The 12646-nt window shown below is 70.6% G+C and carries 13 protein-coding genes; 11 read left to right on the top strand and 2 right to left on the bottom strand.

Going from position 1 to position 12646, the window contains the following annotated elements; translation table 11 throughout:
* Window positions 1-58: 58 nt before the first annotated feature.
* The 7 genes from ACFC06_RS13155 to ACFC06_RS13125 all read left to right on the top strand — a co-directional run bounded on the left by ACFC06_RS13155 (window position 59) and on the right by ACFC06_RS13125 (window position 8561).
* Window positions 59-2836, top strand: coding sequence for an ATP-binding cassette domain-containing protein (locus ACFC06_RS13155; protein ID WP_375929969.1), 2778 nt, complete (start codon window positions 59-61; stop codon window positions 2834-2836).
* 73 nt (window positions 2837-2909) lie between these two features.
* On the top strand, window positions 2910-4220 hold the full coding sequence (locus tag ACFC06_RS13150) for a hypothetical protein (protein ID WP_375929968.1): 1311 nt from the start codon (window positions 2910-2912) through the stop codon (window positions 4218-4220).
* Between the two features lie 52 nt (window positions 4221-4272).
* Entirely contained in the window at window positions 4273-4989 is a 717-nt protein-coding gene (locus ACFC06_RS13145) for a lytic transglycosylase domain-containing protein (RefSeq protein ID WP_375929967.1), read from the top strand.
* Between the two features lie 115 nt (window positions 4990-5104).
* Window positions 5105-6391 carry a phosphopyruvate hydratase gene (gene eno, locus ACFC06_RS13140; RefSeq protein WP_278261284.1) on the top strand — a complete coding sequence of 429 codons (1287 nt, stop codon included), beginning with the start codon at window positions 5105-5107 and terminating at the stop codon, window positions 6389-6391.
* 23 nt (window positions 6392-6414) lie between these two features.
* Window positions 6415-6999, top strand: a complete 585-nt coding sequence (locus ACFC06_RS13135; RefSeq protein ID WP_375929966.1) for a septum formation initiator family protein — start codon at window positions 6415-6417, stop codon at window positions 6997-6999.
* On the top strand, window positions 6996-7517 hold the full coding sequence (locus ACFC06_RS13130; protein ID WP_375929965.1) for a DUF501 domain-containing protein: 522 nt from the start codon (window positions 6996-6998) through the stop codon (window positions 7515-7517). Before ACFC06_RS13135 ends, ACFC06_RS13130 begins: the two co-directional genes overlap by 4 nt.
* 87 nt (window positions 7518-7604) lie before the next feature.
* On the top strand, window positions 7605-8561 hold the full coding sequence (locus tag ACFC06_RS13125) for an exopolyphosphatase (protein ID WP_375929964.1): 957 nt from the start codon (window positions 7605-7607) through the stop codon (window positions 8559-8561).
* Here the strand turns inward: ACFC06_RS13125 and ACFC06_RS13120 are convergent.
* Window positions 8549-9292: a hypothetical protein gene (locus ACFC06_RS13120; protein WP_375929963.1), complete on the bottom strand. Its 744-nt coding sequence runs from the start codon at window positions 9290-9292 to the stop codon at window positions 8549-8551. The two genes, ACFC06_RS13125 and ACFC06_RS13120, sit on opposite strands and share 13 nt — an antisense overlap.
* A 160-nt stretch (window positions 9293-9452) precedes the next feature.
* Here ACFC06_RS13120 and ACFC06_RS13115 point away from each other — a divergent pair, with 160 nt between their 5' ends.
* Both ACFC06_RS13115 and ACFC06_RS13110 read left to right on the top strand, forming a co-directional pair.
* Window positions 9453-10688, top strand: a complete 1236-nt coding sequence (locus ACFC06_RS13115; RefSeq protein ID WP_375929962.1) for a cytochrome P450 — start codon at window positions 9453-9455, stop codon at window positions 10686-10688.
* Between the two features lie 56 nt (window positions 10689-10744).
* Window positions 10745-11314, top strand: a complete 570-nt coding sequence (locus ACFC06_RS13110) for a helix-turn-helix domain-containing protein (protein ID WP_336084470.1) — start codon at window positions 10745-10747, stop codon at window positions 11312-11314.
* A gap of 3 nt (window positions 11315-11317) precedes the next feature.
* On the opposite strand, the gene ACFC06_RS13105 is transcribed toward ACFC06_RS13110, so the two are convergent.
* Window positions 11318-11587, bottom strand: a complete 270-nt coding sequence (locus ACFC06_RS13105; protein WP_336084471.1) for a YdeI/OmpD-associated family protein — start codon at window positions 11585-11587, stop codon at window positions 11318-11320.
* 102 nt (window positions 11588-11689) lie between these two features.
* Between ACFC06_RS13105 and ACFC06_RS13100 the strand changes: the two genes are divergently transcribed.
* Both ACFC06_RS13100 and ACFC06_RS13095 read left to right on the top strand, forming a co-directional pair.
* Window positions 11690-12103 carry a MerR family transcriptional regulator gene (locus tag ACFC06_RS13100; RefSeq protein WP_375929961.1) on the top strand — a complete coding sequence of 138 codons (414 nt, stop codon included), beginning with the start codon at window positions 11690-11692 and terminating at the stop codon, window positions 12101-12103.
* Window positions 12079-12594 (top strand): hypothetical protein, encoded by a 516-nt coding sequence (locus ACFC06_RS13095; protein ID WP_375929960.1) that lies wholly within the window; start codon window positions 12079-12081, stop codon window positions 12592-12594. Before ACFC06_RS13100 ends, ACFC06_RS13095 begins: the two co-directional genes overlap by 25 nt.
* Window positions 12595-12646 lie beyond the last annotated feature (52 nt).

The following is a 12646-nucleotide window of genomic DNA, read 5'->3' as shown; positions in this document are numbered from 1 at the left end:
GGGTGCTGAGCGGCCGGCGCGTGGTGGACGACCGTCCCGGTGGGCGAGCGGCGCGGGGATGATGCTGGTCGGAGTCGTCGTGGTGGCGGCAGCGGTGGGGCCGTGGGTGGCGCCGTACGGGGCCGAGGATGCGGTCGGGATGCCGTTCGCCGGGCCGGGCGGGGGAGCCGTCCTCGGGGCCGATCGGCTCGGACGGGATGTGCTGAGCCATCTGCTCACCGGCGGCACGCGTCTGCTCGTGCTCTCGGCCCTGATCGCGGCCCTGGTGACAGTGCTCTCGGCGGTGCTCGGCGCCGTCGCGGCGGTGCGCCCCCGGGCGGGCCGGGTGATCGAACTCGCCGGCGACCTGGTGATCCTGCTCCCCGCCGTGCTCGGCATCCTGCTCGTCCTCACCGCCTGGCCCGACGGCGGCGCCTTCGCCCTGGTCGTCGTCTCGCTGCTGTTCGGCGTCCCGTACTGCGCCCGCCTGTTCGCCGCCGCGGCCGCCACCATCGCGAAGTCCGGGTACGTCGAGGCCGCCGTCGCTGCCGGGGAATCCCTGCCCCACCTGGTCTTCCGCGAGATCCTGCCCAACCTGCGCGCGGTCTTCACCACCCAGCTCGGCCTGCGCTTCGTCGTCGCCGTCTACCTCGTCAGCACCGTCGCCTTCCTCGGCTTCCCCGCCCTCGGCGCCGACAACTGGGCGATCATGGTCCGCGACAACGCCCCTGGAATCCTCCTCAACCCGTGGTCGGTCCTCGCCCCCAGCACCGCCATCGCGATCGTCGCCGTGGGAGTCAACCTGGCAGTCACGGGCGGTTCGCCGAGTCGACCGGAGCTGGGCACGGCCTTGTCCGGCAGGGCCATCCGTACGGCGCGTGCTGGGCGGTGGTGGGATCGGGTGCTCGCGAAGTTCGGCGTGGTGGACGGGCGTGGTGCGGTGGGTGGTGGGCCGGTGATGTCGAGCGGGCGTGGTCCGCTGCGAGGTGGACCGGGTGTAGTGGGTGGAGATGGTTCGGCGTCCAGGGACCTGGGCGTGGTATGTGGAGGTAGTTCGGCGTCTGAGGAGCTGGGCGGGGCAAGTGGGTCAAGTGGGTGCGGGCAGGTGGGGGACTCGGTGGTCGTCGAGGGGTTGACTGTCGTGTCCGAGGGTGGGGTGGTGTTGCTCGGGCCCTTGTCGTTTCGGCTGAAAGCGGGGAGTGTCACCGCGTTGACCGGGGTGTCCGGGGCCGGTAAATCGACCGCGATGCGGGCGCTGCTGGGGCATCTGCCCAGGGAAACCCGGTGCAATGGCACGGTTCTGGTGGACGGGCAGGAAGTGTTCGGGCTGGATGACCGCGCGCTGCGGGCCTTCCGGCGCGAGAAGATCGCGTACGTCGGGCAGGACCCCGGCTCCGAACTGAATCCCCGGCGGCGTGTCCGGTCCGTCCTGTCCGACACCGCACCACACGCCACGGAGGCCGAACGCCACGCCGTCCTGCACCGCGTCGGCCTCGACACCGCCTTCCTCCGCCGCCGCTGCGGCGAGCTCTCCGGCGGCCAGCAACGCCGCGTCGCCCTGGCCCGCGCCGTCCTGCGCCGCCCCGGAATCCTGATCCTCGACGAACCCTTCGCCGGCCTCCACGGCGCCCTCCGCACCGACATCGCCCGCCTCGTCACCGACCTCGCCACCCACGACGCGACCACCATCCTGCTCTCCGGCCACGACACCACCACCGTCCACGCCATCGCCGACACACTCGTGGAAGTCAGCGCCCCGAACCACGTTTCGCCTCCCGCAGCCCAATCAAGCCGACCCACACCCGAATCGAGCACCGCGCCGCCCGCATCCGCTCCCCGATCAGATGAGGACGACCAGCTGCACACAGCTACAGCTACAGCTGCCGCATCGCCGCACACGGCCACGGCTGCCGCGCCGCCGCACGCGGCCACGGCTGCTGTACCGCCGCACGCGGCCACGGCTGCTGCACCACCGTGTACGGCTACGGCTGCTGCGCCACCGCAAGCGGATACGGCTGCCGCACCGCCGCACGCGGCTACAGCTGCCGCGCCACTGGACACGGCAACAGCTGCCGCGCCTCCGCATACGGCTACAGATGCCGGGTCGGTGGAAGGTGGGGGCGGGGTGGTGGTGCTTCGGGCCGAGGGGATCGGTCTGGTTGTCGGTGGGCGACGGATTCTGGGGCAGGTGGGGCTGCGGGTGGAGGCGGGTGGGGCGGTGGCGGTGGTGGGGGTGTCCGGGGCTGGGAAGACGACGCTCGGGCGGGTGATCGCCGGGTTGCAGGGTGGGGCGTCCGGGGTGCTGGAGGTCGGCGGTGTCGAGGTTCGTGTCAGTGGGCGGCGGATCAGGGTGGGTACCAACGGAATTCACCTGGTTGCCCAGAATCCACTGGCCGCGTTGAATCCTCGCCGTACCGTGCGCCAGACGCTGGCACGTCCGCTGCGCCGAATCGCTCGGGTGCCGAGGCGGGAGATCGACGCGCACGTCGACTCGCTGCTCGATGCGGTGGAACTCCCGGTCGAGCTGGCCCACCGTCGCCCCGGGGAACTCTCCGGCGGGCAACGCCAGCGAGTCGCCCTGGCCAGAGCCCTCGCCGCCCGGCCGTCGGTCCTGATCTGTGACGAGATCACCACCGCCCTGGATGCCACCACCGCTACGGCGATCATGACCCTGCTCGACCGGCTCCGCGCCGAACACCACACCGCCATCGTGCTGATCAGCCACGACATGTCCCTGGTCGCCCGGCACTGCACCGAACTCGTCGTCCTCGACAACGGCCACGTCGTCGAATCCGGTGCCACGGCAGAGGTCTTGGCGTCCCCGGCGCACCCGGCCACCGCGGCTCTGCTCGGCTGAACGCGTAACGCCGGGCGATGGTCTGTCGATGTCATCGGGTTGTCCCCCAAGCGATTTCAGGAGCATCCTCCCGATGGCGCAACAGCCACCGCACCCGACCGATGCCCACCGGCACCACCCGATCCCGGACCCACCACCCCCGGGTCCCCAGCCGACCACCGATCGGCAACAGCGGACGCCGGAGGCCGACTGGCACCAGCAGGCACCCCTACCGGCGGCACAGCCCACCGGCGCCGCCTGGCCGCAGCAAGCACCCCCAGCGGACCACCCGCACCCCACACCGCCCGCGCCACAACCCTTCGCGGGCTCACATCAACCGCCGCCCCACACGAACTGGCACCAGCCACCCCTCGAACCCCCACCGGCGAAACGCTCCACCGCCCGGCTCGTCTACTGGCTCGCCCCGCTCGTGGCTCTCGTCGTCGCCGTCGCGGCCGGGCTGACGGCTTTCTTCCTGACCCGCCCCGACCCGCCGGTGATGGCCGTCGGCGACTGCGTGACCACCAGCGATCAACCGGTCGAACTCGACTGCGGCGCACTGGGGGCCACCTATCGCATCGTCGCCCGCGAGGCCATCCAGTGGCCGGTCGAATCGGCCTGCCTGAAGCACGCCGAGGCGACGCGCGCGGTGGCCGAGCCCAGCGCACCGGGCACGTCGGCGACCATCGCGCTGTGCCTGCAACCCACTCGCGAGAACACCATCGATCCGGGCGGACTGCTGGCAGGGGACTGTGTCGACGTGAAGAAGGCGGGCGAGTACATCGAACGGTTCCCGTGTGGCGACCGGCGTGCCGCCCTGGACGTGATCGCCATCGAACTGCACATCAAGATCCCGGTCACCGACAACGCCTGCAAGGCACACCCCGAAACGCGCGGCGCCTACGCGCAGACTTCGCTCGGCGGCCGCGCCCTGGTGGTCTGCACCAAGGCGAACTCCTTCGCGACTAGTGCCTTCGCCGGACAGGTCGGCGACTGCTACACCGACGAAGCACAGGCGAAAGTCCCGTGCGACAACGATTCCGCGCGCTTCCGCGTGCTCTCGGCGCGCACCCAGTACGTCGACCCCGGCCAATACGCCTGCGGCGGACTGCGCAACGCCACCTCCTCCACCGTCACCCGCACCGAACGCACCGACCTGATCGTGGTCCTGTGCTTCGGTCCCGCCAACCAGCGCAACCTCGGCTACGCCAAACCCGGTGACTGCGTGACCGGTTTCGGCGGCACCACCATGCCGGAACTGATCGCCTGCGACACGCCCGGCGCCGACGGCACCATCACCTCGGTCTACGACGAATCCGACATCCCTTGCTCGCCCGGCGAAGCCAGGATGACCCGCAAGCAATCGGTGGGCGACGGCTCCACCGTCTGCCTCGGCCCACTCTGAGAACTAGCTGTGAGAGATGCCGACGGCCCCGCGCATCTGGATGATGGGTTGAGTGAGTCAACAGAAGGTAGGCGCCCTCGCCGCTGTCGCGGTGTTCGCGCTGCTCGCGGGCTGTAGTTCGCTCGCGTCGATCCCCGGCGACATGCCGCCCGGCCCCGGCGCCGCGCTGCCGGTGATCGATGTGGACGCGCCGGGCCGTGCCGCCGACCAGTTGCGCGGCTGGGCCGACGAGCAGTCCGGCGCCGTCGGCATCGAGCCGGTGGCGCTCGAGGCCTACGGGTACGCGGCCGCGGTGCTGGCGAAGTCGCGGCCCGAATGCGGCATCGCCTGGACCACCCTCGCCGGGATCGCGAGTGTGGAGAGCGGGCACGGCACCCATCGCGGCGCGGGCGTGGGCGCCGACGGCACGGTCCGCCCGGCGATCATCGGGGTGGCCCTCGACGGCACCAAGGGCAATGCCGAGATCCGCGACACCGACGGGGGCACGCTCGACGGCGACACCACCTACGACCGCGCGGTCGGCCCGCTGCAGTTCATCCCCGAGACCTGGAAGCGCTGGGCGGTCGACGCCAACGGTGACGGCGTCCTCGATCCGCAGAACATCGACGACGCCGCCCTCACCGCCGCCCGCTACCTGTGCATTCGCGGCGGCAACCTGACCTCGGCCGACGGCTGGCAGCGCGCCCTGTTCGCCTACAACCAGTCCAACAAGTACATGCGGGTGGTGCGCGACCGGGCCGCGACGTACAGCATCGGGCGGCGCGTGTAGTTCGCCACGGCCCCGGAGTGCCGGTTACTACGCGTCACGCAGAGACGATAGGCTCGCAACCGCACGGCCCATCCCGTGAGACCTACCGTGCCTTCAGTCGTAAGGAGTCGTTTTCGTGGCCATCATCGAACAGGTCGGAGCGCGCGAGATCCTGGATTCGCGCGGTAATCCCACTGTCGAGGTCGAGATCGCCCTCGACGACGGCACCCTGACCAGGGCGGACGTTCCGTCCGGCGCGTCCACCGGCGAGCACGAGGCCGTGGAGCTGCGTGACGGTGGCGACCGCTACAACGGCAAGGGTGTCACCAAGGCCGTCGAGGGTGTCCTCGACGAGATCGCGCCCGCCATCATCGGCCTCGACGCCGTCGAGCAGCGCACCGTCGACCAGGTCCTGCTGGATCTGGACGGCACCCCCGACAAGTCCCGCCTCGGCGCGAACGCCCTGCTCGGCGTGTCGCTGGCCGTCGCGCGCGGCGCGGCCGAGTCCTCGGGTCTCGAGTTGTTCCGCTACCTGGGCGGCCCGAACGCCCACGTGCTGCCCGTGCCCATGATGAACATCCTCAACGGTGGCGCGCACGCCGACACCGGCGTGGACGTCCAGGAGTTCATGGTCGCCCCGATCGGCGCGCCCACCTTCCGCGAGGCGCTGCGCTGGGGCACCGAGGTGTACCACTCGCTCAAGGCCGTCCTCAAGGAGAAGGGCCTGTCCACCGGTCTCGGTGACGAGGGTGGCTTCGCCCCCGATGTCGCGGGCACCGTGGAGGCGCTCGACCTGATCAGCGTCGCCATCGAGCGCGCGGGCTACAAGCTCGGCACCGATGTGGCGCTCGCGCTCGACGTGGCCGCCACCGAGTTCTACACCGCCGGTGAGGGTTACAAGTTCGAGGGCAAGGTCCGCACCGCCGCCGAGATGGGCGAGTTCTACGCGGATCTGCTCACCCGCTACCCGCTGGTCTCCATCGAGGACCCGCTGTCGGAGGACGACTGGGACGGCTGGGTCGCGCTCACCGATTCCATCGGTGACAAGGTGCAGCTGGTCGGCGACGACCTGTTCGTCACCAACCCCGAGCGCCTCGAAGAGGGCATCGCCAAGGGCGCGGCCAACGCGCTGCTGGTGAAGGTCAACCAGATCGGCACCCTCACCGAGACCCTCGACGCCGTCGAGCTGGCGCACCGCAACGGCTACAAGACCATGATGTCGCACCGTTCGGGCGAGACCGAGGACACCACCATCGCCGACCTCGCGGTCGCCGTGGGCTCGGGCCAGATCAAGACCGGCGCCCCCGCACGTTCGGAGCGCGTCGCCAAGTACAACCAGCTGCTGCGCATCGAGGACGCCCTCGGTGACTCGGCCCGCTATGCCGGCGACGTGGCCTTCCCGCGTTTCACCGGCGAATTCTGATCGGATGACGGGGTAGGGAGCGAATGACCGAGCGACGTGCGCGTGGGACCAGTCCGGGTGGACGAGGCGACCGCCGCACGTCGCGCACGTCGCGCTCCCGCCCCAGTCACCTCGACGCTCCCGGCCGCCCCACCGCGGCCAAACGCACCACCCGGCGCCGCCCCGAATCCGCGGCGGGCGCCAAGCGCAAGCCCAGCGGCAAGCTCGAACGCAGCGAACACACCATCCTCGGTCTCTCGACCGGCAAAGCGGTGATCCTGGCGGCCGTGCTGTGCGGACTCGCGCTGACCCTGGCCGTGCCGACGCGCACCTACTTCAGTCAGCGGGCCGAAGCGGCCGCCCTGGCCCAGCAGCGCGCCGAGCTCGACGCCGACCTCGCCGCCCTGCGCGACCGCCGGGCCCAGCAGCAGGACCCGGCCTACATCCGTTCCGAGGCCCGCGACCGGTTGCGCCTGGTGATGCCCGGCGAAACCCCCTACATCGTGCAGGTCCCCGGCATCGAAGCGCCGGCCCCGCCGCCGATGAGCACCCGAACCACGGCGCCCGACCCCTGGTACACCGACCTGTGGCGCAGTATCTCCGAACCCGTCCAGGAAGGACCACGGTGACCGCACCGAACGAGCGCGACCTCGAGATCATCGCCCAGCAGCTGGGCCGCGAGCCGCGCGGTGTCCTCGCCGTCGCCTACCGCACGCCCGACGGCCTGCCCGCCGTCGTCAAGACCGCCCCGCGTCTGCCCGACGGCACCCCGTTCCCCACGCTCTACTACCTGACCGACCCGCGCCTGACCGCCGAGGCGAGCCGTCAGGAGTCGGCCGGGGTGATGCGCGAGATGACCGAACGCCTAGCCGCCGACCCCGAGCTGGCCGCCGCCTACCGCGCCGCGCACGAGTCCTACCTGGCCGAACGCAACGAGATCGAGTCGCTGGGCACCGATTTCACCGGCGGTGGCATGCCCGACCGGGTCAAGTGCCTGCACGTGCTCATCGCGCATTCGCTGGCCAAGGGGCCGGGCGTGAACCCCTTCGGTGACGAGGCCGTCGCCCTGGCCGCCGACGCCGGTCTGCGCGGCACCGCCATCCCGGCCGACTGGCCCGCGTCGCGCACGTCCGACGAGTCGGCCTAGCCAGGTCGGGATCGGCGCCTGGGCGCACCGGGCATAATCGCGAGCAGCGACCGGTGCGCAGCGGAGCGCCGGAGATCTGGAGGAACCATGGGTGAGCGCATCGCCGCAGTGGACTGCGGAACCAACTCGATCCGGCTGCTGGTCGCCGAGGTCGGTGCCGACGGCACCCTGACCGACGTGCACCGGGAGATGCGCATCGTGCGGCTCGGCCAGGGCGTCGACGCCACCGGCCGCCTGGCTCCCGAGGCGATCGACCGCACCCGCGCCGCGCTGGCCGACTACGTCGACATCATGACCGCCACCGGCGTCACCCGCGTGCGCATGGTCGCCACCTCCGCCACCCGCGACGCCGCCAATCGCGACGATTTCTTCGAGATGACCCGCGCCGAACTCGGCCAGGTCGTCCCCGGCGCGGTCGCCGAGGTGATCACCGGCGACGAGGAGGCCCGTCTCTCCTTCGCCGGCGCGGTCGGTGAACTCGCCGCCGACGCAGGACCTTTCGTGGTCGTCGACCTCGGCGGTGGTTCCACCGAACTGGTCGTGGGCGACGAGAAGGGCGTGCGCGCGGCCTATTCCGCCGACATCGGCTGCGTCCGCGTCACCGAGCGCTGTCTCCCCGGCAACCCGCCCACGGCCGACCAGGTCACCGCCGCACGGGAATTCGCGCAGGCGAAGCTGGAGGAAGCCTTCGCGAAGGTCCCCGTCGACGAGGTGCGCACCTGGGTCGGTGTCGCGGGCACCATGACCACCATCACCGCCGTCGCCCTCGACCTGCCCGAATACGATTCCGAGCGCGTGCATCTCACCCGTCTGAGCCTGCCCGAGGTCCACGCCGTCTGCGACCGCCTCATCGCCATGAACCACGACGAACGCGCCGCCCTGGGGCCCATGCATCCCGGCCGCGTCGATGTGATCGGTGGGGGCGCGGTGATCACGGAGGTTCTGGCCGACGAATTGTCGCGCCGCGCAGGGGTTTCCGAACTCGTCGTGAGCGAACACGACATCCTCGACGGCATCGCCATGTCGATCGTTCAGGATGCCTGAACGGTCTCCTCGGTTATCTTCCGGGTCGCGCGGTGCCGGATACGCGCGGCCTCGGCCCATATCTGCGCGCGCAGGTCGTCCGGTGTTCCGGTGGACGCCGCGCGTGAAAGAACCTGGGCGCGAGCCTGTCCGGCGGTGCCGACCATGCTCCGGAAGCGGCGGAAGATCTGGATCTCGCCGTCGTGCCCGCGGTCCCACTCGTCGAGATAGGTGTAGTCGGTGCCGAACGGGACCGAGTCCAGGCGGGCGGCGGACAGCGCCCAGGTGCGGCAGTCCTCGGGGGTGTCCGGGCTGAGGACGAGCAGACCACGGCGGCGGGCGATCTCACCGCGGACAGGGCGGTACCGGGCATAGCGCCGCGCGAGTGCCTCCGGCTCGGCGGCGGGGTCGAGCCCGAAGGTCTGCCAGCGGATCGTGCCGTCCGAATTGCCCAGGGGCAGATGTTTTTTCAGGCGGGCGGCGATGCGGTCATCGAAGGGGGTGCACCAGCCGGGCACCAGGACGATCGGGTCGGCGGGGTCCGCGTCGAAGGGTGTGGGCAGCAGGAATTCCCGGCCGATCACCAGCACCGTGCCCGGTCGGGCCTGATACGACAGCCCCCACAGCAGGCGCGCCAGCAGCCGTGCGCCGTGGTCGTCGCTGAGGACGTGCCAGGTCTCGTGGAAGCGATTGGTGCTGAAGCGCGCGTGGGTCCCCGGTCGTGGCTTGATCACCGTCCGGACACCAGGCACCGACCGCACCTCGTGCCGGTGCAGTTTCAAGCCGTTGCGCAGAGACCGGGCGTTCCCCGGGCGTTGTCTTTTCATCGCGATCCAGGAGGCCACACCGGCGCGGCGAGCGGCAACCGAATTACTGCTAGACATAGTTGCTTGTTTGTCTTACCTTGGAGTCATGAGTACAACGATGTCTCACGCGGCCGGTTTCGAACTCCGTTCCGGCGAGACCTGGCGCGACCCCTGGCCCATGTATTCCGCACTGCGTGAGCACGACCCCGTGCACCGGGTGGTGCCGGACGGGCGGGAAGACCACGACTTCTACGTGCTGTCCCGCCACGCCGACGTGTGGGCGGCGGCCCGTGACCCGGAGAACTTCTCCTCGGCGGCGGGCCTGACCGTCGACTACGTCGACCTGGCCGCCGCCGGTTTCGGTGGAGTCAAGCCGTTCGTGTTCATGGACCCGCCCGAGCACACCGATTTCCGGCGCCGCGTCGCCCCGGGATTCACTCCGCGCCAGGTGAATTCGGTCGAACCCGCGGTGCGCCGGTTCGTGGTCGAACGCATCGAGCGGCTGCGGGCCGCGGGCTCCGGTGACATCGTCGCCGAGCTGTTCAAGCCGCTGCCGACCATGGTGGTCGCGCACTATCTCGGTGTGCCGGAACACGATCACGGCAAGTTCGACGAGTGGACCGAGAACATCGTCGGCGGTGCGGTCGCCGGCGCCGGGCTGGCCGCCGGTGACCAGCACGCCTTCACCGCCGTCGGCGAACTGGTCGGCTACTTCTCCGAGCTGATCGCCCGCCGCCGCGTGGAACCGGGCGACGACACCATCTCCCACCTGCTGGCTTCGGGCCTCGGCGCCGACGGTGACAACGACGGCCTGATCGCCGTGCTCGGTTTCGCCTTCACCATGATCACCGGTGGCAACGACACCACCACCGGCAATCTGGGCGGCGCCGTCCAACTGCTCAGCGCGTCACCGGACCAGCGCGGGCTGCTCGCCGACGACCCGTCGCTCATCCCCGACGCGGTCGAGGAATTCCTCCGCATGACCTCGCCCGTGCAGGGCCTGGCCCGCACCACCACCAGCGACATCACCCTGCACGACACCACCATCCCCGCCGGGCGCCGCGTGCTGCTGCTCTATGGGTCGGCCAACCGCGACGAACGCGAATTCGGCCCCACCGCAGGCGAACTCGATGTACGGCGTAACCCCAAGCGCATCCTCACCTTCAGCCACGGCCACCACCACTGCCTCGGCGCCGCGGCCGCCCGCATGCAGGCGCGCGTCGCGCTGGAGGAACTGCTGGCCCGCTGTCCCGAGTTCACCGTCGACCTCGACGGGGTGCGGTGGTCGCACGGGAACTACGTGCGCTGGCCGATCTCGGTCCCGTTCCATGCGGGATCGTGACGAGTGAGCGAAGTGGGTAGGCTCGGCTGGCGTCCGGACCCGGCAGGAGGAGCAGTGTGAGCGGAGACTGGCTGGCCACCGACCGGGCCGACCTGGCCGCCGAACGCATTCTCGACGCGGCCGCCGAACTCTTCGCCGAGCAGGGTGTGACCACGGTCGGCATGGCCGATATCGCCAAGGCGGCGGGTTGCTCGCGCGCCACGCTGTACCGCTACTTCGACAACCGGCAGGCGGTCCGGGTCGCCTTCGTCCACCGGGAGACGCGGCGGATCGTCGCCCGGCTCGCCGAGCAGGTCCGCGACATCGACGACCCCGCCGAGCGTGTCATCGCCGCCATGCTCGGCGCGGTCGAACAGGTCCGCGCCGACCCGCTGCTCATCGCCTGGTTCCGCGGCGACGCGGGGCCCGCGGGCAGCATCAGCCAGGAGTCCGATGTGATCGAGTCGCTGGCCGCCTCGATGTTCGCCGGAACGGACCTGAGCGACCCCGAACGCGGCCGCCTGTCACGCTGGCTGACCCGCGTCATCGTCTCGCTGCTGATCACCCCCGGCCGCGACGCCGCCGACGAACGCCTGATGCTCGAGGAATTCGTCGCCCCCGTGCTCACCCGCGCCCCGCACCCCTAGCACTCAGGCCCGCCCGGTCCGCTCACGGTGCGCACACCCCGGCCAGCAACACGGCCGCCGCATCCCTTCCTCCAGCTCCTCCTGTGTCCGCCGAATCCGCCGCTCCCGCGTGGCGGCCTGCTTGGCGTCCTCCACCCAGCAGATGAACTCGTTACGCGCCAACGGCGTGATATCCCGCCACGCCGCCAACGCCACCGCATTCCCACTCAACGCCGCCCGCAGATCAGCGGGCAGCTCGTGCACCACCCCACCCGGCACTCGCCGACTACTCATAACCCCCACGGTAATAGCCCCACGGACCTGCGAAAACCTCGAACCGCTGCGTAACCTGAAGGCTTCATCGAGGGGGAGGTCACGGTGCCGCAGGACGGATCGATGGTGAGCATCGGCGAACTGGCGCGCGCCACCGGCCTGCCGGTGCGCACCATCCGCTTCTACTGCGACGAAGGCATCGTCCAGGCACATCGCAGCCAGGGCGGACACCGGCTGTTCGACGAGGACGCCAGGAACCAGCTCGTACTGATCCGCCGATTACGCGCCCTCGGCCTCGGCCTCGACGCGATCACCGAGGTCCTGCGCGGGGAACAGTCGATCGCGGAAGTCGTCGCCGTGGAAAATCGCACCGCCTCGATCGCGAGTTCGAGACGCTGGCATGGCGGCGCGCCTCGCTGCGCGCCCTCGGCTCGGCCACGCCGGACCAGCGCGAAGCGCGCCTCGGTCTGCTCGCCGCCGCGCAGGACGGCCGCGCCGCCCGCGAGTGCCTGGTGCGATTCTGGCGACGCGTCCTGACCGCGCTCCCGAAGGCCGATTTCGACGCGTTCGTCTGCGGCAACATCCCCGACCCGCCCACCGACCCCGAGGCCGCGGACGTTCTCGCCTACGCCGAACTCGCCGCACTCGTCGGCGATGCCACGCTGGGCAGCTCCGTCTCCCGGCAGTTGTGGCGGACGCGTCCCGAGACGATTCGGGACCGTCGCGGACTCTTCACCGGTGTCGGCGAGGTGCTGGTGGACGTGCTGCCGCTGGTGGGCAGCGGAGTGCGGCCCGACCGGGGCAGCGAGCTCGACCGCTTCGTCGACGTGCACGCCCGCGTCCGCGCCGAACGCGATACGCCGCGATTCCGGGCCCAACTGCTGCACGACGCCACCGACCGTGATCGCCGCATCCATCGCTACTGGGCTCTCACCGCGCAGCTCGCCGGCACCGCCACGACGATCGGTCACGCCCACGGCTGGCTCTTCGATGCTCTGAGCCGACCGCAAGAGCGCTTGGATAATTAGAACGTGTTCTATATTTGAGGGAAAAGTTCCGGCGATCCTCCAGGGAGTCCAG

Origin of the sequence: Nocardia sp. NPDC056064, from assembly GCF_042266925.1 — a bacterium.
In the GTDB taxonomy this organism is placed as follows: Bacteria; Actinomycetota; Actinomycetes; order Mycobacteriales; family Mycobacteriaceae; genus Nocardia.
This window is presented reverse-complemented; position numbering and strand designations above follow the sequence as displayed.